We start from the raw sequence: 23,249 nt of genomic DNA, 5'->3' as shown, positions 1-23,249 counted from the left end.
GCACCCCTTCGCTACAAATGGTGCCCTTGTTAAGCAGCGTTGGTCCCAAAGAGCCTGAAAAACTAAACGTTTAATATCAAAAAGATAATAGAAAGAGAGTTGGTTGGGAGACGCTCTCGCTCCGCCAATTTTTAAGCAATTCCGCCGACAAACCCCGCGGTGTCATGAGGCGCAGGCATGGCCATCCGCATAGCGCCACCGCACCCGCGCTGCCGACAACGCGCGCGACTTTCGACTTCACCTAAAGTTAGCCGCTCTTTTCCCTTCCGAGCTTGCAACTCTGCACCTGTTAGCCACCGGAACGTTCCGCATTTCCTGCAAGTCAGTTCCAGCCGGTCGCTTACCTCCAAATCGAGTATTTGGATATTGCTTCGCCAGTTCACCAAAAATCCTCTGCACTGGGAATCCGCGTAAATGATATTTTGCCACCAACATTGCCACCGGGCGGTGGTTCCCAAAAACCGACACTGGCAACCGTTTTGCCATATTTGATATTAAGCCGGTCAAGCGCAGACCCCAGCCGTTCCCATTTTTGCCGTTCGGAATCGTCATCCAACAAAAAATCGAGCTGACGATTGTTGGCAGTGGTTAGATCGCCAAGGGTAACACCGACACGCAACACCCTCGTTTTGCTAGTCAAGCGGCTGGTAAGGCGTTCCCAAAGCGAAGCGAGTGCAGTTAGCAGCGCTTGATCGTCATTCACTTGTGGTAGTGTCAGGCTACCGAACCCGCTGCCCTCATAATATTGCATCCATAGGGTAAGCGACTTTGTGTAATATCCGGCCCTGCGCACCCGCCTAGCTGATTTCACAAGCAACAGGCGCGATATTGTCTTAGCATCCGTCAACGTCCGCGCATCGGGCGGCAAAACTCTTGCATGTCCGAACATACCGCGTTCGGTCGGCGGTGCTTCTATCGCATAGCCATGTAGCGCATACCAAAGCCGCTCGCCGGTGACATTATTCCATAAAGCGCGAAGTTGTTTAGGTTGAGTTGCCAGCAAAGCCGCCATTGTCGTTATCCCAGCTTTCGCCAGCCGAATTTCCATCCGTTTCCCGATGCCCGGTATATCATCTAGGGGGAGCTTCAATAAAGGGGCGGGCATGACCTCAGGTCGCCAGATAGAAAGGCCATCCGGCTTTTGCGTCCCGCTTGCAATCTTGGCCAAATGGCGATTGGCGGCAAAGCCGATAGAGCATGTGATGCTTGCGCCGATGTTATAGCGGATTGCCCGTTTGATAGCCGCCGCCACGCCAGCCGGATCGGTCCTTTGCCCTTCGTCAAGTTTGCAACTTAATTCGTCAATCGACTTGACCTGATCGACCGGAATTACAGAGCCAATTTGCGAGATAAGCTCGTTATGCGCCCGCCTGTATAAATCCGGCTTTTGCGGCACCAAAACGAGATCGCGACATATCCGCTTGGCTTCATCTACCATCATTATGTTTTTGACGCCGCGCGCCTTCGCTTCGCGTGAACAAGCGATGATGCAAGAGCGTCCCCCCTCATAGGGAACAATACCGATTGGACGCCCGCGTAAGGCAGGGTTTCGCAACTGTTCAACGCTCGCAAAAAAGCCGTCAAAGTCCAAATAGAGATGCTCGATTGTGTCTGGTTTGCGCATGGAGTGCCGAATCGGAGAGGAATATGTAAAAGAACATAACAAGAACAAAAGCGCAAGCTAGTTGACACATCTGCCCGCAATCACTGGGGCTGGTTATTATTCAGGATAAAGGCCGGCATATCCTCACCAGCATGACTGGACCAATTCGGGGGATAGTGCTTCACGCATGCGCTGTGTTTTCTCCCGCCGGTGCGTTTCGATCCTGATGTCGCACTTTTGCGCCGCAGTTAACGGGCGCGCACATGCCTTTCCACTTGAATTACTAAGCTTGTATGGATTTAGCCCCATCCGGCATGAGAGGGCATAGGTTCAATCTACGGAGTTGAACGACGTTACAGCGTCAGCAAATAGGCAATGACTTGCGCGCGCGATTTTGGGTCCTGAATTCCGTTAAAGGGCATTTTGGTGCCCGGCACCGTCTTTTTTGGCGATATGAGCCACCGGTCGAGTGTTTTTGCGTTCCATGTTAGGCCAGATGCCTTGAGGGCAGGGCTATAGGCATAACCCGGAAGCGTGCCCGCCCGTCTACCGCCTACACCGGCAAGGCTTGGTCCGAATAGAGTTTTGCCAGCTTGCGTCGAATGGCATCCTGCACATTGAGCAAAAGCAGGGGGCCGTGCCTGCTGCGCTGTGGCTGGAGCCAAGGTTGTTACCATCAACGCCATCGCCAGGAAGAACAAGGATGCAGACAGGCGCAGAGTGAAGGGCACAAGTTAACTCACAAGTCGGATTGAAAAAAGGCGGCGGCGGTATGACCCGCCGCCACCTTATTGGCGTGTATTAGAAGCGATCTGCGTCCATAACCTTTGTCCATGCTGCGACAAAGTCGGTCACGAACTTCTGCTTCGCGTCATCCGAAGCATAAACTTCAGCGACTGCCCGCATTTCGGCATTGGAACCAAACACCAGATCGACTGGCGTTGCGGTCCATTTTGCAGCGCCCGTTGTCCGGTCCTTGCCTTCATACAAGCCTGCGTTGGTCGCCGACTTCGCCCAAACAGTGTCCATCGACAGCAAATTGGTGAAGAAGTCGTTGGTCAACGTGCCAGGCTTATTGGTGAAGACGCCTGCAGTTGAACCACCGGCATTTGCACCCAATACGCGCATACCGCCAACCAATACCGTTGTTTCTGTGACGGTAAGGCCAAGCAAGTCCGCTTTGTCGATCAATGCTTCAGTCGGTCCATAAAAGGCGTCCGACGCAAAATAATTGCGGAAGCCGTCGGCCTTGGGCTGAAGTTGGTTGAAGGATTCGACATCTGTCTGGCTTTGCGTCGCATCAACACGTCCTGCGTTGAACGGAACGATGATATCCTGTCCAGCGGCCTTCGCAGCCTGTTCAATAGCTGCGTTTCCACCGAGCACGATCAGATCAGCCAGGCTCACTTGCTTGCCACCTGTTGCGCTCTTGTTGAACGCCGCGCGTACAGTTTCGAGCTTTGCAACGACCTTCGCCACTTCTGCGGGATCATTGACTGCCCAATCCTTTTGCGGTGCAAGCCGTAAACGCGCACCATTTGCCCCGCCGCGCATGTCGGTCGCACGGAACGAAGACGCCGAAGCCCATGCAGTCCGAACGAGTTCTGCCGTCGTCAGACCGCTTGCCAATATATTGGACTTCAACTGGCCAATATCGGCAGCGTTGACTGGGGTATAATTCGCCTTTGGAAGCGGATCCTGCCAGGTCAAAGTGACCTTAGGCGCATCCTTACCCAAATAACGAGCCTGTGGCCCCATATCGCGGTGGGTCAGCTTGAACCAAGCTTGTGCAAAGGCGTCGGCAAATTCTTGCGGATTTTTCTGCCAACGCTGTGTGATTTTCCGGAAGCCAGGGTCTTCACGCAACGCGATATCGGTTGTGAACATGATGGGCGCGTGACGGACGTCCGCACGAAACGCATCTGGTACCATATTGGCGGCAGCTGGGTCACTCGGGATCCATTGGGTGGCGCCTGCTGGGCTTTTGGTTTTTACCCATTCAAAATTGTACAAATTGTCCAGATATTGCGTCGTGAACGCGATTGGGTTTGACGTCCATGCGCCTTCTAATCCGCTGGTAATCGTATCTTCCGAGTGGCCTTTACCACATTTGTTTTTCCAGCCGAGGCCTTGCTGCTCGATCGGCGATACGCCAGGGTCACCGGCAACGCACTCTTCTGGTTTGCGTGCGCCATGGGCTTTACCAAAAGTGTGACCACCTGCAATTAAAGCGGCGGTTTCGGCATCGTTCATCGCCATCGAGCTGAATGCGCGACGAATTTCGGCAGCCGCAGCAAGGGGGTCGGGGACGCCATTAGGGCCCTCTGGGTTCACATAAATCAGGCCCATTTGTGATGCGGCCAATGGACCTTTCAGATTGCCCTTGCTGTCACGGCGGCGGTCAGCCAAAAGCTCAGCCTCAGGGCCCCAGAAGACAAGGTCAGGCTGCCATGAGTCGACGCGACCGCCAGCAAATCCAAGGGTTTTGAAGCCCATATCTTCCATGGCGACATTGCCCGTGAGGACCATCAGGTCACCCCATGAAAGCTTGCGGCCATATTTTTGCTTGATCGGCCACACGAGGCGACGAGCCTTGTCCAGATTGACGTTATCCGGCCACGAGTTCAATGGCTCAAAGCGAAGCTCGCCACCATCAGAACCGCCGCGTCCGTCACCGGTGCGATACGTGCCTGCGCTGTGCCAAGCCATACGGATGAAGAATGGACCATAATGCCCATAATCCGCAGGCCACCAAGGTTGTGAAGTCGTCAGAACCTTTCGGATGTCTGCCTTTACGGCGTCCAAATCGAGCGTGGCAAATTCAGCGGCATAGTTGAAGTCATCGCCATAGGGATTGGCGCGCGCTTCGTTCTGACGCAATGCGGTAAGGTCGACCTTCTTTGGCCACCACTCGATTTTTGTTTCGGCGGTTTCGGCAACTGCTGCGGTGGTGAGCGCCATCGATGATGTGGCGGCCAGCAAGGCGACAGTGAGGATGTTGCGTATTTTCATGATGTGAAAAATCTCCCAATATACCTTGGATTCTCCAAAGGTTGAGTATGTCATACGGGCCCTGCTGCTGAGAACCCAATGAGATTGATTTGTCAGAATAATCGATTGCATTGATAAATGCGGGATTTACGCGCTCTACATCGCTTTGCAGTATAAGGTTTTTGCATTAAAACATTGATTAAAAGATATTTTAAATAAGGTATCGGTGGGCGATGTGACCAATGCTACCTTTGTCGGTTCGACGACAATATCTGCAAATTGCTCTTAAAAACTTAACTCTGCGTGGACCTCATACCCTCGCGTTTCACGATCAATTCCGCACGAGAGGCAACACCAAGTTTTCGGTAAACACTGTTGAGGTGAATTTTTACTGTGCCTTCGGTTAATGCGCATCGATCTGCGATTTGGCGATTGCGTAATCCCAGGCACACAAGTTCCACAATCTCCATTTCTCTTTTGGTCAATAGATCGTCAGAACGAACGGTGCGGCTTGGTTTATCAACGGAATATTGCAATGCTGGTTCAGTTACGCTGTGCTCGAACCACTTACCGCCCGCTAATATGGTTTTCATGCCATTAATGATGACTTCAGGGTCACTGTCTTTCAATGCGATACCTTTGATACCGAGGCGCATGGCCTCAATAGTCTGTTCAGGTTCAACATGGACCGTCAGGAACATCGCAGGAATATCTGGATAATGTAAGCGCATGTGCCGTAACACCCGCAGGCCTCCACCGCCCTGCATCGAGACATCCAACATGGCAAGATCGGGGCGCACGCTATCTAATTTGGCAATCGCTTCATCTACAGACAGCGCGGTTTCAACTGTGAAGTCATAACCGTTTTCTAAATATTGGCTAAAGCCATGTAAGAAGAACGGATGGTCGTCTACTACAAGAATGTTAGTCATTCTCTATCTGCTGCATGGGAATACGGATCGATAACAACGCTCCTTTCCCAAGCCCCTCCACATATGCCTCACCGTTCAAGATTCTTAATCGATCGCGTAATGAAGCTGATTTCAATGTTAATGCAGGTTTCTCATGCACATGTGCTTCCTGAAACGGATGACTTACGTCAGTAACCGCCATCATGAGGGCATCTTGCTTGAGCGATAGTGTAACTGTCAAGGACTTGCTTTTGGCGTGTCGGACGGCGTTGGTGACGACCTCACGCAACAAATGCTCGATATTGAATGACATCCCTATATCGACCTGTATGGCAGGTTCTTCAGATTTCAACGTGACATTGATGCCCCATTGCAACGAAATGGTCCTGGCGCAGACATCGAGCTGGGATATGAGATCAACGTTATCGATGGCTGTCGGGCTACTTTCCAAAAAACCGCGTAGTCGGGATTGTTCTAACGTCACAATATCGACCGCTTTCCTAATTTCCAATTCGATGGGCTGTTGAACTACATCCTGCCGCTTTGTGAGTAGCAACAAGCGCATACGCAATGCGGCAAGAGTTTGTAACACGCCGTCGTGCAAATCGCGGCGCGCGACTTCGTGCGCATCTGCAATAAAATTCCTTTGGGCAACCGCGACTTTTCCCAAATATGCAGTCATTTCGGTTACATGGCGGCCTAGGAAAGACGCCTCGGTCATTATTATGGCATCAATGCGGCTATTCACAGCGCAGATGAATCCACCCCGCGCGCGATCAATCTGTAGCGGCTGAACCAAGGCTGCCCGGATGCCCGCGCGTCGGAGCACATTCGCTATACGCTGCTCGTTTTCATCAAAGTCCCTATAAAATCCGGTGTCTGGGAAGATGACGCGGTTCAAATATGTGTCGAAAAGTCTGTAGCCAATCTGCAAGTTGAGAATAGCGTCCATCAAATCCTGACGCTCATGTTCCTTTTGCAGCATAGGCAGGTTGCACTCATGATATTGATCCAATGCCTGCTTCGTTCGGCCATGTACTATACAGGCTGCTTTCCGGGGCCCAAACAATGCAGCAGATGCATTTGTCCAAGCCTGAAGATCAAACTGAAATGATTTTTCAAGGGCGAGTGTGCGGAGCGATGAAAATTCCTGGTTGAAAAGCTTCAAGCGATATTTTCGGCTTGCTGATGTTACGCCCATGAACATGGCAAGTAGCACAATCACATGCGATATGGCGGTTGATACCTCCGAAATGGCAGTTATCTGGGGCGGGCGGCTTCCCGAAATCTGCACCATAAAATCGCGAAAAAGAAACAAGCTCGCGCCAACGGCAAGCGCGGCCAATATGTTTTTGCCCTTCACGCCGATTGTCGTCGCGATCACGCCAACGCTCACCGCAAGTCCGATTGTCGCCTCCAACGCCCCGTGAAGCAACATGACGGCAAAGAGGATCATAATCATGTCGCCAACGACCTGGGCTCGTAACATCTTGGGTTGCAACAGTTGGCCACCGACGGTCATGAGGGTCGCTGCAGCCGTCCAGCTGAGCCAGGTATAATAGTGAAATTGCAGCGGCGTGCTAATTGTTAAGCTAGTCGGATATGTGGGCAAACCCAGAAATATGATAATGCATAATAATATTCTGGCAACCGGCCATGCACATAAAATGAAGTCGGTATTTAAACGAGAGAACATTTTGCCAGTTATTTACATTTATGGGACTCGGAAGAGTTGAATACCATAAATATCTATAAAAAAGCATTTATTGATTCTTATATTTTTTGGTTAAAAATTTATTAATATTATTACTAAAGTAATATAACTTTATGCATATTAAATTTACAGCGAGCCAGTCTCGCTTATTTCAAATTGTTCATTGGAATGGCAAAATATCAGCGCGAGTTGTCGAGCCCTGAGCGGTGCAGAGGGCAAGAAAGAAGTCACGTTCAAATATTGCACATGGGCAAGGTTGCAAAAACGTCACGCGGCGCTTAGCGATGGGGCATGGACACTCTGCCACATTATGAAGATCAATATCTGTCGTTGATGCGCCGTATCTGGGAGGAAGGCACCGTCCAGCGTGACCGGACGGGTATTGGAACCAAGGCATTGTTCGGTGCAAATATGCGTTTTTCGTTGGCCGATGACGCGATTCCATTGCTAACGACAAAGCGGGTATTTTGGAAGACGGCGGCGCGCGAGATGCTGTGGTTTCTCACGGGCAACACGAATATCCGGCCATTGCTGGAACAAAAGGTCAAGATATGGACCGATTGGCCGTTGGACCGCTACCGCCGCGAAACTGGTGTAGCAATTGCACAGGAAGATTTTGAACAGCGGATAATAGAGGACGCCGATTTCGCCGTAAAATGGGGCGATCTTGGCCCCGTTTATGGGGCGCAATGGGTGAATTGGCCGCGTTACGAAGCCGCAGAGGGCGGCCTATTCCGCCGTGCGGAAAAAGGGATTGATCAGGTCAGCTTGCTTGTTGAAAGCTTGAAAAACAACCCGGGATCACGCCGGCATATCATCGAGGGCTGGAATGTCTCGGAATTGGACCAAATGGCCTTACCGCCCTGCCATAAAACTTATCAATTCCACGTTGCCGATGGTGTTTTGAGCTGCATCTTGTTTCAGCGCTCGTGCGATTTGGGGCTTGGCTTTGCCTTTAACGCATTTTCCGCTGCTTTGTTAACACGGATGCTCGCCGCGGTGTGCGGATATGAAGCGGGCGAGTTGATTTGGCAAGGCGGCGATGTGCATCTGTATCTCAACCATGCGTCCTTGGTGGAGGAACAATTGTCGCGCACACCGTCTGGTGCCCCCAAGCTAAAGCTGCTGCGCACAGCTGATAGCATTTTTGATTTCCGTATCGAAGATTTCGATGTCATCGATTATCATCCACAAGGTCATATCTCAGCGCCTGTCGCGGTGTAAGCGCCATTTAGGTCAGCTATATTGACCTAAAGTGATGTTTGAAATATTATAACAAATATGGATAATAAATCGCCTGAGTCGTTCGGGCGGTTGTGGGCGGAGATGGACATGGTGCAATCTACGAAAGACAATCTCGCGCCGCTGCATCTGCACATCCCCGAACCCAAATTTCGTCCCGGTGATGTTGCCGATTTTAGCGATATCATTGTGCCTGCAGTGGATGCCCATCCGCGCCCCGACGAATATGCGTTGCCGGCCGATATTCATCCATTGGCCTATGGTCTTGTCCGCGTGCTGGGCGACGATCATCAGGCAACGGGTAGTTGGAACCCAGGCCTTGATGACGCTACTCTACAGGTCATGCTCCGAAAGATGCTGCTTTTGCGTGCTTTTGATGATCGTATGTTTCGGGCACAGCGACAGGGCAAAACAAGCTTCTATATGAAGTCCTTTGGCGAGGAAGCAACATCGGTTGCAACGACAATGGCGCTGGATTTCGATGACATGTGTTTCCCGAGCTACCGCCAACAGGGCATATTGATCACGCGTGATTATCCGCTCGTCGACATGATGAATCAGATTTATTCTAACCGCGGCGACCGGCTGAAGGGCCGCCAACTGCCGATCATGTACTCGGCCAAGGACTATGGATTTTTTAGTATATCGGGCAATTTGACGACCCAATATCCGCAAGCCGTAGGTTGGGCGATGGCCTCTGCCTCACGCGGAGACACCCGTATTTCGGCGGTTTGGTGCGGTGACGGGTCAACGGCGGAGGGCGACTTCCACAATGCCCTGACTTTTGCCGCCGTCTATAATGCCCCCGTTATTTTCCAGGTTGTGAACAACCAATGGGCCATTTCGTCCTTCTCCGGTTTTGCGGGAAGTGAGCGGACGACCTTCGCCGCGCGCGCCATAGGTTACGGTATCGCTGGCCTGCGCGTTGACGGCAATGATGCGCTCGCGGTCTATGCCGCGATGCAATGGGCCGCGAACCGCGCACGCAATAATGGTGGGCCCACGTTAATCGAATATTTTACCTATCGCGGGGAGGGGCATTCTACCTCAGATGACCCGAGCGCATATCGCGCGGCTGAAGAATATGCTCTGTGGCCGCTGGGCGACCCTGTCACGCGGTTGAAGGAACACCTCGTTACCATCGGCGCGTGGAGCGATGCGCAGCATGATGCACTCATCATCGAGCTGTCCGAATATGTGAAGACCATTCAAAAAGAAGCCGAACAAAACGGCATTCTTGGTCACGGACTGCACCATCCATTCGAGACGATGTTTGAAGATGTGTTCGAAGAAATGCCATGGCATTTGAAAGAGCAATGCGCACAAATGCTTGAGGAGCAGCAGGACAAATTTGGTCCTAATTGGGAGGCGCGTTGATGCCAGCGCCTGCAACAAAAACGATGAACATGATCGAGGCGATAAACAGCGCACTCGATATCATGCTCGCCAAAGACCCGGATGTCGTCATCATGGGCGAGGATGTTGGCTATTTCGGCGGCGTTTTCCGAGCAACGGCAGGGTTACAAGCCAAGCATGGTAAGACACGCGTGTTCGATACCCCGATCAGCGAATGCGGTATCATTGGCGTGGGCGTTGGCATGGCGGCTTATGGCCTTCGTCCCGTGCCTGAAATTCAGTTTGCAGATTATATCTATCCCGGTCTTGACCAATTGGTGAGCGAGGCAGCACGCTTGCGCTATCGTTCGGCCAATGATTTTATTTGCCCGATGACGGTGCGCTCGCCTTTTGGTGGCGGCATCTTTGGCGGCCAAACGCACAGCCAAAGCCCCGAGAGTTTATTCACCCATGTCTGTGGCATTAAGACAGTTATTCCGGCCACGCCTTATGATGCCAAAGGCCTTTTGATCGCGGCTATTGAGGACAATGACCCCGTTGTCTTTTTCGAACCCAAACGCATTTATAATGGCCCCTTCAGCGGCTATTATGACCGCCCGGTGGAGCCATGGTCTAAGCATGAAGGCAGTGCGGTTCCTGAAGATTATTATCGCATCGAGCTCGGCAAGGCTGCCGTCGTGCGGGAAGGCGAGGCGGTTACCGTTTTGACCTATGGCACGATGGTACATGTTGTGAAGGCCGTTGTCGCCGAACATGGTATCGACGCAGAGATCATTGACCTGCGCACATTGCTACCGCTCGACATTGAAACCATCGAAGTGTCGGTCAAGAAAACAGGTCGCTGTATGGTGGTGCATGAAGCGACCCGAACCAGCGGCTTTGGCGCGGAGTTAGCGGCGCAGGTGCAGGAGCGTTGTTTTTATCATCTTGAGGCACCAGTCGAGCGCGTGACGGGCTTTGACACGCCATATCCACACAGCCTTGAATGGGCTTATTTCCCTGGACCTGTGCGCCTTGCCCGCGCCTTTGACAAGATCATGAAGGACTGACGTGATGCCGAAATTTATATTCAATCTGCCTGATATTGGTGAAGGCATTGCAGAGGCCGAAATCGTCGCTTGGCATGTGCAGGTTGGCGACAAAGTCACGGAAGACCAGCCCTTAGCAGATATGATGACTGACAAGGCGACGGTTGAAATGGAAAGCCCGGTTTCGGGCGTTGTCACAAAGGTCGCGGGCGACGCTGGCGATGTGATTGCCATCGGCGCGATGCTCGTGGAGATTGAGGTGGCTGGCGATGCCAGCAATGAGACTGTGGCCGCGCCGACAGTGGCAGAGCCAATGTTGGCTCCGGTCGAAGATGAAAAGCTGCACATGCCGGAGCCTGTCGCTATGGCAAAAGTCGTAGCGCCGCCCATTGCCCCAACAGCAGTGCCGCACGAAGCACCTGCCGCCGACAAGGTCACGGCATCGCCAGCAGTGCGCCAACGCGCCAAAGATCTCGGCGTCGATTTGGCGGAAGTCAAGTCCGCCGGCGGGCACGTTCGCCATGCTGATCTCGACGCGTTTTTAACCTATGGATCGCATTTGGGTTATCGCCCTGCGCATATGAATGCGCGCCGCGCCGATGTGTCCGTAAAGGTTATAGGCATGCGCCGCCGGATCGCCGACAATATGGCGGCATCGAAACGGCACATTCCGCATTTCACTTATGTCGAGGAGATCGACGTTACCGCCATCGAAGCGATGCGCGCAGACTTGAACGCCAATCGCGGGGCAAAGCCAAAACTGACGTTGTTGCCGATGTTGATCGTCGCGATTTGCAAGACCATTCCACAATTTCCGATGATCAACGCGCGTTTCGATGATGAAGCAGGCGTCGTCACGCGTCATGGCGCCGTGCATTTGGGCATGGCAACGCAGACCGAAGCTGGCCTGATGGTGCCGGTCATCCGTGACGCGCAAGACCTGAATATCTGGCAATTAGCGACCGAAATTCTGCGCTTGGCCGATGCGGCGCGCAGCGGTTCTGTCAAAAGCGAGGAGCTTTCGGGTTCAACCTTGACGATCACGTCGCTTGGTCCGCTCGGCGGGATTGCGACAACGCCCGTTATCAATCGACCAGAGGTTGCCATTATCGGCCCGAACAAGATTGTTGAACGGCCTATGTTTGTTGGCGATACTATCGAAGCCCGCAAGTTGATGAATCTATCGATCAGTTGCGATCACCGGGTCGTCGACGGCTGGGACGCTGCGAGCTATGTTCAGGCGCTAAAAAAACTTATTGAGACACCTGTCCTGTTGTTCGCCGACTAAATTCTAACGCGATAGGGGTATCCGGCCCAACGCTCCGTGGAAATAAACCGCGACATCAAAGGGTGCAGGAGGTTCCGTGCGGAGCGTAGCGACCTAAGCGCGCATATATTTAACAAAAATGACTTATAACCATATGTTTAGCTTTATGCGGCCATGCGTTATGACAGGATTTCCAAAGATCTAAGCCTAAGGTGGTGCAAGGGGATATCACTGAATATGCCCTTTTATGACAAATGGCGTTGACAGAATCTTGTGCCGCTTATAGTGCGCCCCCACCGCAAGTTAGCGGGTGTAGCTCAGTTGGTTAGAGCGCCGGCCTGTCACGCCGGAGGTCGCGGGTTCGAGCCCCGTCACTCGCGCCACTTCTCTCAAGTTTAGGCTTGAGGTGGCGCGCGGAACGATCCCGTTTCCATCCAAATCATCAGCGGGCGCATCGGTGCTATCCAGATGATACCTGCGACTAGATAGATGATGCTCTGAATGGCGATGTTCTGCGTCCCGATAAAATCGGATGCACTGACAATTATTCCCGACCAGACCAAAATAATCAGCAATATCGCCAACATTCCGGCAGGTTTCCGCCAAGTAGGTTGTTTGAGTGGTGTTGTCATAAAGTCATCCATGATTTTTCTGTGAGTATAGCGTCAAGTGGCATGTCCCAAATGTCCGATGCAAGGGCAGGTGCATGTTGAACGGACCATGCAAGGCCAATCGCAACGGCTTGGTCTAATAAGCTCAAGGCGCGATCATAATGTCCGGCTCCCTGACCAAGCCGCATCAACCGGTCATCAAAGGCCACTAAGGGCGTTAGAACGATGTCTGGCGTGCATAAGGGGGCATTCTCGGCAGGCTGCTGCAAACCAAAGGGGCCGGGAACCAAATTATCACCGGGCGTCCAGCGCAGGAAGCGCATCGGTGCTGTCTTGCTCGTGACATGGGGCAGGGCAATGTCACATCCCATTTTGTGCGCCTGCGTCAAGAAAGCTGTAGGATCAACTTCAGACCCAATGGCGATGTAACCGGCCACGATTTTTCCAGGCAAAAGATATTGGGCCAGCGGGCTTGGAATTTTGGAGAAAGCCAACGCGCGATCCTGCGGCGAAAGAGCCTCTACAAACTGATCACGCTTTTTGCGGAATTCCAACCGCTGCGACTGCTTGTCAAAATCTGGTTGCACAGCTTTTCCTGAAAAATGTTGGCGGAACCACCATGGGTCGTTTCCTGGAATATCCTCTGACGCCAGCACGTCAGGTGGGCACCGTGTGATCTGGACCTTAAGGTTTCCCAAACGGCCCAGGCAGGGACAGCTCCCTTAGATAGATAATCGCCTCAGGGATGTTCTCATCAGTTCGTGCCGGACAGTTCCGCCAATAACCAATATAAGCCACTTACGTTAATTCTCAAGCCTTAGCGCCAGATTTTCCAATCGGGTCGCAAGCCCTTCTAATGTATCGGCGGATTGCAGCATAGCGGCCGAAGTCTCCGTCTTATCGGGGGTCACTGTGCCGCCTGCGTCATGCAGCTTGTCAGCTAATAGCAGCGCAGAAAACAACAATATGCGCGTTTCCGTGAGGCCGCGTGCGCCGCCAGCCACTTGTCGCGCGGTGGCGTCCACCATTGCCCCGAGTTCCAGCAAGCGCTGCTCTTCTCCAGCGTTACACGCGACAAAATAGTCCCGACCAGCGATAGATAATTTAACGTCAGGCATCAGCGCGCACCCGCCAAAATCTTGTCTAAGTCTCGAAGAGCAATACGCGTTTCGGACTTTAGCGTTTCATGCCGTTCGGCAAGGTCATTATCGCCAGTTGGTATAGGCGAGGCCGCCGATTTTTCGATGCGGGACAAAGCGCGCTCTATACGGCCGATTGCCACAATAAATCGTTGTTCTATCATGGGTTAATTTCCTTTGCTGAGGAAGCTTAGCAGAGACGATGCCCAATGCAAATGTGCGAACGCAATTATATGCACAAATTCATGGGGAAAAGCGCCCTCGCTCACTTGACGCTTTGCGCTTGCATCCGCAAGGGTTCGGGCCATCGATTCGGCGGCACAGCACAAATGAATGTGCTCCGTCACCCGCTCCCGCTTGGGAGTGATAAGTGGGGAAAAGAACATGACCGTTAGTGACCAGCAAATGGCCAATGCAATTCGGGCACTGGCCATGGATGCTGTGCAGGCCGCAAATAGCGGGCATCCTGGAATGCCAATGGGCATGGCCGATGTTGCTACGGTACTCTACTCCAAATTTCTGAAATTTGACCCGCAGGCGCCTGATTGGGCCGACCGCGACCGTTTTGTTTTGTCCGCTGGCCATGGTTCGATGTTTGCTTATGCGACCTTATATCTGACTGGCTATGCAAGCCCGACCATCGAGGATATCCGTAATTTCCGTCAATTGGGTAGCCCATGTGCAGGGCATCCTGAAAATTTCCTGATCGACGCTATTGAATGCACCACGGGTCCATTGGGGCAGGGCTTGGCGATGGCCGTCGGCATGGCGATGGCGGAACGGCATTTGAACGCTCGCTTTGGTGATGATTTGGTCGATCACCGCACTTGGGTTGTGGCGGGCGATGGTTGCTTGATGGAAGGCATCAACCATGAAGCTGTTGGTCTTGCCGGGCATCTTGGGCTGGGACGCTTGATTGTCTTCTGGGACGACAACCGCATCACTATTGATGGTTCAACCGACCTTTCCACCAGCGAAGACATTGCGGGACGGTATCTGGCCAGTGGCTGGCATGTTGAAGCCTGCGATGGGCATGATTTCAATGATATAGAGCGCGCAATTAAGGCGGCTTTGGCAGATAACCGGCCATCATTAATTGCGTGTAGGACCCTCATCGGTAAAGGTTCACCCAATAAAGAAGGCACTAAGGCCCCTCATGGCAGCCCGCTTGGCGCCGAGGAAATCGTTGCCACACGCGCTGCACTTGATTGGCCCTATCCTGCATTCGAAATACCTGAAGATATTCTGGGGGCATGGCGTGCAACGGGCAAAGCAGGGGCCGCGGCGCATGCGGATTGGAAGTCTCGGCTCACGGCGTCGGCCAAGAGCAGCGCATTTTCAGCAGCTATGGCGGGCGAACCAAGTGACGCATGGCTTAAGCCGCATCTGGAGAGCTTGATCGCTGCACCGCAAAAGATTGCGACGCGAAAGGCATCCGAAATTGCGCTGACGGCAGCGACAGCGGCGATAACCGAATTACTGGGTGGTTCTGCGGATTTGACCGGTTCCAACTTCACCCGCACTGCGTCCACCAACACACTCGATAAAAACGATTATTCGGGGCGCTATGTCAATTATGGCATTCGCGAATTTGGCATGGCTGCAGCGATGAATGGCATGGCACTGCATGGGGGCATCATCCCTTATGGCGGCACATTCTTGATCTTCTCGGATTATTGCCGTGCCGCAATTCGCTTGTCCGCATTGCAAGAAACACGCGTCATTTACGTTATGACACATGATTCCATCGGTGTGGGCGAGGACGGTCCGACGCACCAGCCCATTGAGCAAATCATGTCGATGCGTCTGATCCCCAATTTGGATGTGTACCGGCCTTGCGACACGATTGAGACCGCTGAATGCTGGGCCTTGGCGATTGAAAGCGCATCCACGTCGTCGGTACTGGCGCTTTCGCGTCAAAACCTGCCGCAACTGCGCACGGATATTAGCGAAAATTTCTCCGCCAAGGGCGCTTATAAACTGCGTGCCGCAACCTCCGCGCGAAAGGTCATTCTTGTTGCGACCGGTTCCGAAGTCGAGATTGCGACTGTTGTGGCGGAGAAGCTTGAAGCGCAAGGCATTGGCGCGGACGTGGTCTCGATGCCAAGCTGGGAGCGGTTCGACGCACAACCCGCATCTTATAAATCCGAACTATTACCCGCGGATACGCTGCGCGTGTCGATAGAGGCTGGCACAACCATGGGTTGGGAACGTTATGTCGGCGATGGACTTCGGATCGGTATAGACAGCTTTGGCGCATCGGCACCGATTGACGCGCTTTACGATCATTTTGGCCTAACAGCTGATAAAATCACCCCGCAAATTGTCGCCCGCTTGGGCTAATAGGAGCATTTATGACAGTAAAAGTAGCAATTAACGGTTTTGGTCGCATCGGCCGTTTGGTCGCCCGCGCGATTTTGGAACGCGATGACCATGATCTGGAACTGGTCGCGATTAACGATCTTGCGCCAGCCAAGGCCAATGCCCTGTTGTTCAAACGCGACAGCGTCCATGGCCCGTTCCCTGGTACAGTTGAAGCCGATGGCAATGACATAATCGTTAACGGTAAGCGTATTCATGTGACGGCAGAACGTGATCCGGCCAATTTGCCACACGCGGCCAACGGCGTCGATATTGCGCTCGAGTGCACCGGTTTCTTCACCGACCGCGTCAGTGCAGAAAAGCATCTCGCGGCAGGCGCAAAACGGGTTCTGATTTCCGCACCCGGCAAGAATGTAGACAAGACCGTTGTTTTTGGTGTTAACCATGACGTTCTGAGCGCAGCCGACATTATCGTTTCAAACGCAAGCTGCACCACCAACTGCTTGGCGCCCATGGCGAAAGTCCTGAACGATGCCATTGGTATCGAGCGCGGGTTGATGACCACGATCCATAGCTACACCAATGATCAAAAGATTTTGGACCAAATCCACGATGACATGCGCCGCGCGCGTGCCGCTGGCATGTCGATGATCCCAACCACGACCGGTGCAGCGCGCGCCGTGGGCGAAGTGATGCCGGAGCTGAAGGGTAAGCTGGATGGTTCTGCCATCCGCGTGCCTACGCCAAATGTCAGCATCGTTGACCTTACCTTTACGCCAAAGCGCGATACCAGCATCGACGAAGTCAACGCTTTGTTGAAAGCGGCATCAGAGGGCGCACTGAAAGGCGTTTTGGCCTATTCGGATGAGCCCTTGGTCTCAATTGATTATAACCATTGCCCAGCAAGCTCGACGATCGATAGCTTGGAAACCGCCGTTATCGACGGAAAACTTGTGCGCGTATTGAGCTGGTATGACAATGAATGGGGCTTCTCCAACCGCATGGTTGATACCGCCGGTGTCATTGGCAAGTTTCTGTAAGGATTAATCCATGGCATTCCGCACGCTCGACGATCTCGGCGATATTAAGGGCAAACGTGCTTTAGTGCGCGTTGACCTGAACGTGCCGATGGCCGACGGGCGCGTGACCGACGAAACGCGGATGCGGGCATTGTTACCAACGGTGTTGGAACTGGCTGATAAAGGGGCCAAGGTCCTTCTGCTCGCACATTTTGGACGCCCCAAGGGTGCTAAACATAGCGAAATGTCGGTGTCGATGGTCCTTGATGCCTTGCAAGATGTGCTTGGCCGCGAGATTATGTTCGTGCCCGAAATAGCGGGCGACGTGGTTGCGCAATCGGTTGGTATATTGGCCGACGGTGATATCGCGCTCTTAGAAAACACACGCTTTTGGCCGGGTGAGGAAAAGAATGACCCTGAGCTCGCTCGTGCCGTGGCTGCCAATGGCGATTTCTACGTCAACGATGCCTTTTCGGCGGCCCATCGTGCGCACATGTCAACCGAAGGCCTCTCGCATGTCCTGCCAGCTTATGCCGGGCGTGCAATGGAGGCTGAGTTGAAGGCACTTCAGGCAGCCTTGGGTGCGCCTGAACATCCTGTCGCGGCCGTCGTCGGCGGGGCAAAGGTTTCGACGAAGCTCGACGTGCTGAATAATCTGGTCAAGCAGGTCGACCATTTGATTATCGGCGGCGGTATGGCCAACACCTTTTTGGCTGCGCGCGGTGTCGATGTAGGCAAGTCCTTGTGCGAACATGATCTGGCGGATCAAGCCAATGCCATTATGGACGCGGCGGATACGGCAGGCTGCACTATCCATCTACCCTATGATGTTGTGACGTCACGCGAATTCCGAGCCAATCCGCCAGTCCGGACAGTAAATGTGCATGAAGTTGCAGCGGATGAAATGATCTTGGACGTCGGCCCCGCCGCTGTTGAGGCATTGGCCGATGTTTTGAAAAACTGCCGGACCTTGGTGTGGAACGGGCCATTGGGCGCTTTCGAAATAGAGCCATTTGATACTGCAACTGTGTCATTAGCGCGGACGGCGGCAGCCCTGACCCGGGAAGGATCATTAGTGTCGGTTGCAGGGGGCGGCGATACCGTTGCCGCACTGGCCCATGCGGGTGTGACTGAAGATTTTACATTCGTTTCGACAGCGGGTGGCGCATTTCTCGAATGGATGGAAGGTAAGCCATTACCGGGGGTCGATGCTTTAAATATTGCTTAAACCTGCGGGGCGATGCCCCGTTTTTTTTCAATTGCCGATGCATACGTATGCAAGGCCAGTTTATGGGATGCCAACGATGAATTACGCCGAAATGCTTGCAAAAGTGTCCACTGCCTCGGGCTTTATTGCTGCACTCGACCAGAGTGGCGGTTCAACGCCCAAAGCGCTCAAGGGATATGGCATCCAGGAAGATGCCTACACAAGCGAAGAAGAGATGTTTGGTCTCATCCACGACATGCGTGCACGGATCATTACCGCGCCCAGCTTTTCTGGTGAGAAGGTGTTGGGCGCGATATTGTTCGAACGTACGATGGACGGCGAAGCAGGCGGCAAGCCAGTGCCTACGGCATTGCAAGACCGCGGTGTTGTTCCGTTCCTTAAGGTAGACAAGGGCCTTGAGGACGAAGCGGATGGTGTTCAAATGATGAAACCAATGCCAGATCTTGATGCATTGCTCCATCGCGCCAAGGCCAAGGGTGTATTTGGCACAAAAAAGCGTTCGGTAATTAACCAAGCGTCGCCATCGGGCATTGCCGCGATCGTAAAACAGCAATTTGACGTGGCCGAGCAGATTCTCGCTGCGGGATTGATGCCGATTATCGAGCCTGAGGTGAACATCAAAAGCGCGGACCGCGCGAAAAGCGACGTCATATTACGCGATGAAATATTGAAAGCGCTCGATAGCGTATCGGCGGATCACAAGGTCATGTTGAAACTATCCATTCCAGCCGAGGCGGGCACTTTTGACGCGCTTATCAACCATCCGCGCGTTCTGCGTGTTGTCGCTCTGTCTGGCGGTTATGCCCGTCCGGAGGCTTGCGCTGAACTTGCCAAAAATAAGGGGATGATTGCCAGCTTCTCGCGCGCTTTGTTGGAAGATTTGCGTCACCAGATGACCGCCGAGGAATTTGACACCGCGCTATCTAGCGCCATCGATGAAATTCACGCGGCGTCCGCGACCTGAGTTTGGAGAGGGGCCGGTTGTAAATACGCAAGATGTTTGCCGCCGGCCTAAAGCCCCGCTATTGAGCGCGGCATGAAAGAATTTCCCTGCCAATTATACTTGATCTCGCCGCTTGATGTAGGCGGCGACTTTCCCGCACATCTTGAGGCTGCCTTGTCCGCTGGCCCCGTCGCGGCGTTCCAGTTTCGGGTTAAAGAACTGGATCAGCATGAAGCGGCGGCTCTTGCGGAGCCGTTGCAGGCCATTTGCGCTGCGCATGACGTCGCGTTTATCGTGAACGACAGCGTTGCTTTGGCCAAGCGCTTGAAAGCTGACGGTGTGCATTTGGGGCAGGGTGATGGCGATGTGCGCGAGGCGCGAGAACTGCTTGGCAGCAACGCACAGATTGGCGTTACCTGTCACAACAGCCGTCATCTGGCGATGGAGGCAGCGGAGGCCGGGGCCGATTATGTAGCCTTTGGTGCTTTTTACCCAACAGCAACCAAGGCGGTGGACCATGTTGCTGAACTTGATACATTGCAAAAATGGTCGTTTGTGACCGAGGTGCCTTGTATTGCTATTGGCGGAATTACGCCTGACAATGCCAAGCCATTAGTAGATGCTGGCGCAGATTTCATAGCGGTGAGCGGCGCGGTCTGGAGCTATCCGCACGGTCCAGCCGAAGCGGTCAAGGCGTTTAACGCACTGCTTGCCTAATGGCGCCGTCATCGTTAAAGGCCGCGACTATCGGCGCGCCTTTGCGTGCCTGCTCTTTCCATCTGTCAAGCGAGTGCACTCATGAAAATCAACGCGGTTGAAATCAAGCCGGGTAACATACTGGAATATGAAGGCGGCCTGTGGCGTGTCGTAAAGACCGCGCACACCCAACCGGGTAAAGGCGGCGCATATATGCAGGTTGAGCTAAAAAATCTGCGCGATGGCCGCAAAAACAATATCCGTTTCCGATCGGCCGAAAGCGTCGAAAAAGTGCGCCTTGACCAGAAAGATTTTCAGTTTCTCTATGCTGAGGGTGATAATCTGGTGTTCATGGACAAGGAAACCTATGATCAGGTGACTTTGCCGAGCGACCTCCTTGGTGATGCGGCTGCTTTCCTTCAGGACGGCATGGACGTTGTCATGGAAATGTATGATGACGAAGCACTCTCTGTCGCTTTGCCGGATCAGATTGAGGCTACGATTGTCGAAGCCGACGCCGTGGTAAAAGGCCAGACGGCGTCATCCAGCTATAAGCCTGCAATTCTCGACAATGGCGTCCGCGTCATGGTGCCGCCGTTCATTAGCGCGGGGACGCGGATCGTGGTTGATGTCTACGAACGGGAATATGTTCGGAAGGCTGATTAATGCCAGCATTAACCGGTCTTTTGACCATCATGGAAAAAGCCGCCCGTAAAGCGGGTGGCAAGCTTCGCCGCGATTTTGGCGAAATTGAACATTTGCAGGTTTCTCAAAAGGGCCCTGCAGATTTCGTTTCGAAAGCTGACGAGCGTGCTGAAGACACGATTTTCCGTGAGCTCGAAATCGCGCGTCCCGACTGGGGCTTTCTGATGGAGGAAGGCGGCGAGATCGCTGGCGCCGAAGGTAAACCACGGTTCATTGTTGACCCGCTCGATGGAACAAGCAACTTCCTTCACGGCATCCCGCATTTTGCAATTTCGATTGCGGTGCAAGATCCCAAGCCCGATGGTTCCGGTTGGGGAGATATCTTTGCAGGCCTCGTATATAATCCAATCACCGACGAAAGCTTCTGGGCTGAGCGTGGCAAGGGCGCTTGGCTTGGCAACCGTCGCTTGCGGGTGTCCGCCCGCCGTCAGCTAAATGAGGCGCTGATTGCCACGGGCACGCCGTATAAGGGCCATGGCGACTTTGAAGAATGGGCCAAGATTTTTGGTGCTATCGGACCTTCGGTATCGGGTATCCGGCGATTTGGTGCGGCAAGCCTTGATCTCGCATGGTTGGCCGCTGGCCGTTATGATGGCTTCTGGGAAAGCGGCCTTTCTCCTTGGGATACGGCGGCTGGTTGCTTGCTCGTGCGCGAAGCTGGCGGTTTTGTAACCGACTATCGGGGACGCAGCCCACATATCGCAGATGCACAGGTTTTGGCAGCAAATGACATATTGCATAGCAAGCTGCATAAGTTGTTGGTTGGCGCCATAAAATAATCGTCGAAAATGCGAGAAAAAATGCCGATTCTTGGCCTTGCAGGTCGGGACTCTTCTGCCTAAAAGCGCCGCAACTTACGGGGTTTCGGAAACGAGTCTGATATGACTGATTTGTCGCAATATTTACCCATACTGCTTTTCTTGGTGGTGGCGCTCGCATTGTCGTCGGCATTTGTGTTCTTGCCCATGGGTGTGTCGCGACTGACTGGTACGCACAAGCCCACCGAGGCAAAGCTCACCGAGTATGAGTGCGGCTTTCCCGCGTTCGAAGATTCGCGCAGCCAATTTGATGTCCGCTTCTACCTCGTTGCGATTTTGTTTATCATTTTCGACCTTGAGGCGGCTTTTTTATTCCCATGGGCGGTCAGCCTGGGTGAAACAGGCTGGATTGGATGGGGCACAATGATGCTGTTCCTGTTCGAATTGGTCATCGGATTTATCTATGCATGGAAAGTGGGAGCACTCGAATGGGAGTAATCACGCCATCACTGTCTGACGTGCAAGCGCCAGAGACTGCGTTTTTCAAGGACATTGAAAGCGAAGTGAACGACAAGGGTTTTGTCGTGTCGTCGACGGAAGACCTGTTCAATTGGGCGCGTACGGGCTCTTTATGGCCAATGACCTTTGGTCTGGCCTGTTGCGCGGTGGAAATGATCCATGGTTATATGCCGCGTTACGATTTTGAACGCTTTGGCATTGCGCCACGCGCGTCACCGCGTCAGTCGGACGTGATGATTGTCGCGGGCACGCTTTGTAATAAAATGGCACCTGCGTTGCGCAAGGTTTATGACCAAATGTCTGAACCCAAATATGTTATATCAATGGGCAGCTGCGCCAATGGCGGTGGCTATTATCATTATAGCTATAGCGTTGTCCGCGGTTGTGATCGCGTTGTACCTGTCGACATTTATGTACCCGGATGCCCGCCAACCGCCGAAGCCTTACTTTACGGCATTATGCAGTTGCAGCGCAAAATCCGCCGGACGGGGACGATCGAACGGTGAGCCACTCCGCACCCCTTATTCAAACGCCTGACGGTACTGTAAAAGCGATCTCAAAAGCGCTTGGTAAGCATCTGGTTTCTATTGAAGAAGCCAATCACGAAGTCGCCGTGCACATTCACCGCGATGCCTTGGTTGAATGCATGATCCGATTGCGTGATGATTGCGAATATCAGCAGCTCATGGAAATCGCCGGCGTAGACTGGCCCGATCGCGATCCGCGTTTTGAAGTTGTGTATTGCCTGCTGAGCCTCACCAAAAACCACCGTATTCGCGTGCATTTGACTACAAATGACGATCAGCCTGTTCCATCGGTCACTGGTATTTGGCCAGTTGCTGGATGGTTGGAGCGTGAAGTGTTCGACATGTATGGTGTGTTATTCTCCGGCAATGCCGATTTACGCCGCATATTGACCGATTACGGGTTCGCGGGGCATCCGCAGCGTAAGGACTTCCCGTTGTCCGGCTATGTTGAATTACGCTATTCCGAAGAAGAAAAGCGCGTGAAATATGAGCCTGTGCAATTGGCGCAGGATTTCCGCAATTTCGACTTTTTGAGCCCATGGGAAGGCGCGGATTACGTCCTGCCGGGTGATGAGAAAACCGGCGAAATAGGCGCGCAGCAGCCTGCGGCCAAAGAAACGGCCAAGCGCACCGTCCGCAAGCCAAAGGCGGCGGGAGACAAGGCATGAGC

General features: G+C 53.2%; 23 protein-coding genes, 1 tRNA gene and 1 pseudogene. 16 read left to right on the top strand and 9 right to left on the bottom strand.

Annotated elements, in window-relative coordinates; genetic code table 11:
• Window positions 1-379: 379 nt before the first annotated feature.
• The 5 genes from ACILP4_RS06260 to ACILP4_RS06240 form a co-directional block, all read right to left on the bottom strand.
• Entirely contained in the window at window positions 380-1,624 is a 1,245-nt protein-coding gene (locus tag ACILP4_RS06260) for a Y-family DNA polymerase (RefSeq protein ID WP_395619878.1), read from the bottom strand.
• A 332-nt stretch (window positions 1,625-1,956) separates the two neighbouring features.
• Window positions 1,957-2,334, bottom strand: a complete 378-nt coding sequence (locus ACILP4_RS06255; RefSeq protein ID WP_395619877.1) for a c-type cytochrome — start codon at window positions 2,332-2,334, stop codon at window positions 1,957-1,959.
• Window positions 2,335-2,404: 70 nt separating this feature from the next.
• Complete coding sequence (gene katG, locus ACILP4_RS06250) at window positions 2,405-4,564, bottom strand: catalase/peroxidase HPI (protein WP_395619883.1); 2,160 nt, start codon at window positions 4,562-4,564, stop codon at window positions 2,405-2,407.
• 323 nt (window positions 4,565-4,887) lie between these two features.
• Complete coding sequence (locus ACILP4_RS06245) at window positions 4,888-5,526, bottom strand: response regulator (protein ID WP_395619876.1); 639 nt, start codon at window positions 5,524-5,526, stop codon at window positions 4,888-4,890.
• A complete protein-coding gene (locus ACILP4_RS06240; protein ID WP_395619875.1) occupies window positions 5,519-6,706 on the bottom strand; it encodes a sensor histidine kinase in 1,188 nt (395 codons plus the stop codon). The genes ACILP4_RS06245 and ACILP4_RS06240 overlap by 8 nt, the downstream gene beginning before the upstream one ends.
• Before the next feature lie 4 nt (window positions 6,707-6,710).
• On the opposite strand from ACILP4_RS06240, the gene ACILP4_RS06235 reads away from it, so the two are divergent.
• From ACILP4_RS06235 to ACILP4_RS06210, 6 genes are all read left to right on the top strand, one after another.
• Window positions 6,711-6,935 (top strand): hypothetical protein, encoded by a 225-nt coding sequence (locus tag ACILP4_RS06235; protein ID WP_395619874.1) that lies wholly within the window; start codon window positions 6,711-6,713, stop codon window positions 6,933-6,935.
• Between the two features lie 575 nt (window positions 6,936-7,510).
• A complete protein-coding gene (gene thyA / locus ACILP4_RS06230; RefSeq protein WP_395619873.1) occupies window positions 7,511-8,443 on the top strand; it encodes a thymidylate synthase in 933 nt (310 codons plus the stop codon).
• Window positions 8,444-8,551: 108 nt separating this feature from the next.
• Window positions 8,552-9,838 (top strand): thiamine pyrophosphate-dependent enzyme, encoded by a 1,287-nt coding sequence (locus ACILP4_RS06225; RefSeq protein WP_395619872.1) that lies wholly within the window; start codon window positions 8,552-8,554, stop codon window positions 9,836-9,838.
• Window positions 9,838-10,866, top strand: a complete 1,029-nt coding sequence (locus ACILP4_RS06220) for an alpha-ketoacid dehydrogenase subunit beta (protein WP_395619871.1) — start codon at window positions 9,838-9,840, stop codon at window positions 10,864-10,866. Before ACILP4_RS06225 ends, ACILP4_RS06220 begins: the two co-directional genes overlap by 1 nt.
• Window positions 10,867-10,870: 4 nt before the next feature.
• Window positions 10,871-12,133: a dihydrolipoamide acetyltransferase family protein gene (locus tag ACILP4_RS06215; protein ID WP_395619870.1), complete on the top strand. Its 1,263-nt coding sequence runs from the start codon at window positions 10,871-10,873 to the stop codon at window positions 12,131-12,133.
• Between the two features lie 285 nt (window positions 12,134-12,418).
• A tRNA-Asp gene (locus ACILP4_RS06210) sits at window positions 12,419-12,495 on the top strand.
• A gap of 12 nt (window positions 12,496-12,507) precedes the next feature.
• On the opposite strand, the gene ACILP4_RS06205 is transcribed toward ACILP4_RS06210, so the two are convergent.
• From ACILP4_RS06205 to ACILP4_RS06190, 4 genes are all read right to left on the bottom strand, one after another.
• On the bottom strand, window positions 12,508-12,744 hold the full coding sequence (locus tag ACILP4_RS06205; RefSeq protein ID WP_395619869.1) for a DUF2842 domain-containing protein: 237 nt from the start codon (window positions 12,742-12,744) through the stop codon (window positions 12,508-12,510).
• The gene (locus ACILP4_RS06200; RefSeq protein WP_395619868.1) at window positions 12,741-13,310 is read right to left on the bottom strand and encodes a 5-formyltetrahydrofolate cyclo-ligase; all 570 of its coding nucleotides are present in this window, start codon (window positions 13,308-13,310) and stop codon (window positions 12,741-12,743) included. The genes ACILP4_RS06205 and ACILP4_RS06200 overlap by 4 nt, the downstream gene beginning before the upstream one ends.
• Window positions 13,311-13,526: 216 nt before the next feature.
• On the bottom strand, window positions 13,527-13,841 hold the full coding sequence (locus ACILP4_RS06195; RefSeq protein WP_395619867.1) for a cell division protein ZapA: 315 nt from the start codon (window positions 13,839-13,841) through the stop codon (window positions 13,527-13,529).
• A complete protein-coding gene (locus ACILP4_RS06190) occupies window positions 13,841-14,026 on the bottom strand; it encodes a hypothetical protein (protein WP_395619866.1) in 186 nt (61 codons plus the stop codon). The genes ACILP4_RS06195 and ACILP4_RS06190 overlap by 1 nt, the downstream gene beginning before the upstream one ends.
• Window positions 14,027-14,246: 220 nt before the next feature.
• On the opposite strand from ACILP4_RS06190, the gene tkt reads away from it, so the two are divergent.
• From tkt to ACILP4_RS06140, 10 genes and pseudogenes are all read left to right on the top strand, one after another.
• Window positions 14,247-16,205, top strand: a complete 1,959-nt coding sequence (tkt, locus tag ACILP4_RS06185; RefSeq protein ID WP_395619865.1) for a transketolase — start codon at window positions 14,247-14,249, stop codon at window positions 16,203-16,205.
• 11 nt (window positions 16,206-16,216) lie between these two features.
• The gene (gene gap / locus ACILP4_RS06180) at window positions 16,217-17,224 is read left to right on the top strand and encodes a type I glyceraldehyde-3-phosphate dehydrogenase (RefSeq protein ID WP_395619864.1); all 1,008 of its coding nucleotides are present in this window, start codon (window positions 16,217-16,219) and stop codon (window positions 17,222-17,224) included.
• 10 nt (window positions 17,225-17,234) lie between these two features.
• Window positions 17,235-18,431: a phosphoglycerate kinase gene (locus tag ACILP4_RS06175; protein ID WP_395619863.1), complete on the top strand. Its 1,197-nt coding sequence runs from the start codon at window positions 17,235-17,237 to the stop codon at window positions 18,429-18,431.
• Window positions 18,432-18,507: 76 nt separating this feature from the next.
• A complete protein-coding gene (locus tag ACILP4_RS06170) occupies window positions 18,508-19,395 on the top strand; it encodes a fructose bisphosphate aldolase (RefSeq protein WP_395619862.1) in 888 nt (295 codons plus the stop codon).
• A 72-nt stretch (window positions 19,396-19,467) separates the two neighbouring features.
• Window positions 19,468-20,091 carry a thiamine phosphate synthase gene (gene thiE / locus ACILP4_RS06165; RefSeq protein ID WP_395619861.1) on the top strand — a complete coding sequence of 208 codons (624 nt, stop codon included), beginning with the start codon at window positions 19,468-19,470 and terminating at the stop codon, window positions 20,089-20,091.
• An 81-nt stretch (window positions 20,092-20,172) separates the two neighbouring features.
• A complete protein-coding gene (efp, locus tag ACILP4_RS06160) occupies window positions 20,173-20,736 on the top strand; it encodes an elongation factor P (protein WP_295491160.1) in 564 nt (187 codons plus the stop codon).
• Complete coding sequence (locus ACILP4_RS06155) at window positions 20,736-21,554, top strand: inositol monophosphatase family protein (protein ID WP_395619860.1); 819 nt, start codon at window positions 20,736-20,738, stop codon at window positions 21,552-21,554. The genes efp and ACILP4_RS06155 overlap by 1 nt, the downstream gene beginning before the upstream one ends.
• 102 nt (window positions 21,555-21,656) lie before the next feature.
• A complete protein-coding gene (ndhC, locus tag ACILP4_RS06150) occupies window positions 21,657-22,031 on the top strand; it encodes an NADH-quinone oxidoreductase subunit A (RefSeq protein ID WP_296197889.1) in 375 nt (124 codons plus the stop codon).
• A complete protein-coding gene (locus tag ACILP4_RS06145) occupies window positions 22,022-22,558 on the top strand; it encodes a NuoB/complex I 20 kDa subunit family protein (RefSeq protein ID WP_395619859.1) in 537 nt (178 codons plus the stop codon). Before ndhC ends, ACILP4_RS06145 begins: the two co-directional genes overlap by 10 nt.
• A pseudogene (locus tag ACILP4_RS06140) lies at window positions 22,555-23,244 on the top strand (NADH-quinone oxidoreductase subunit C); the annotation flags it as partial. The gene ACILP4_RS06145 and the pseudogene ACILP4_RS06140, both read left to right, overlap by 4 nt.
• Window positions 23,245-23,249: the final 5 nt, after the last annotated feature.

The organism is Sphingorhabdus sp. (genome assembly GCF_044239045.1).
Taxonomy (GTDB): Bacteria; Pseudomonadota; Alphaproteobacteria; order Sphingomonadales; family Sphingomonadaceae; genus Sphingorhabdus_B.
This window is presented reverse-complemented; position numbering and strand designations above follow the sequence as displayed.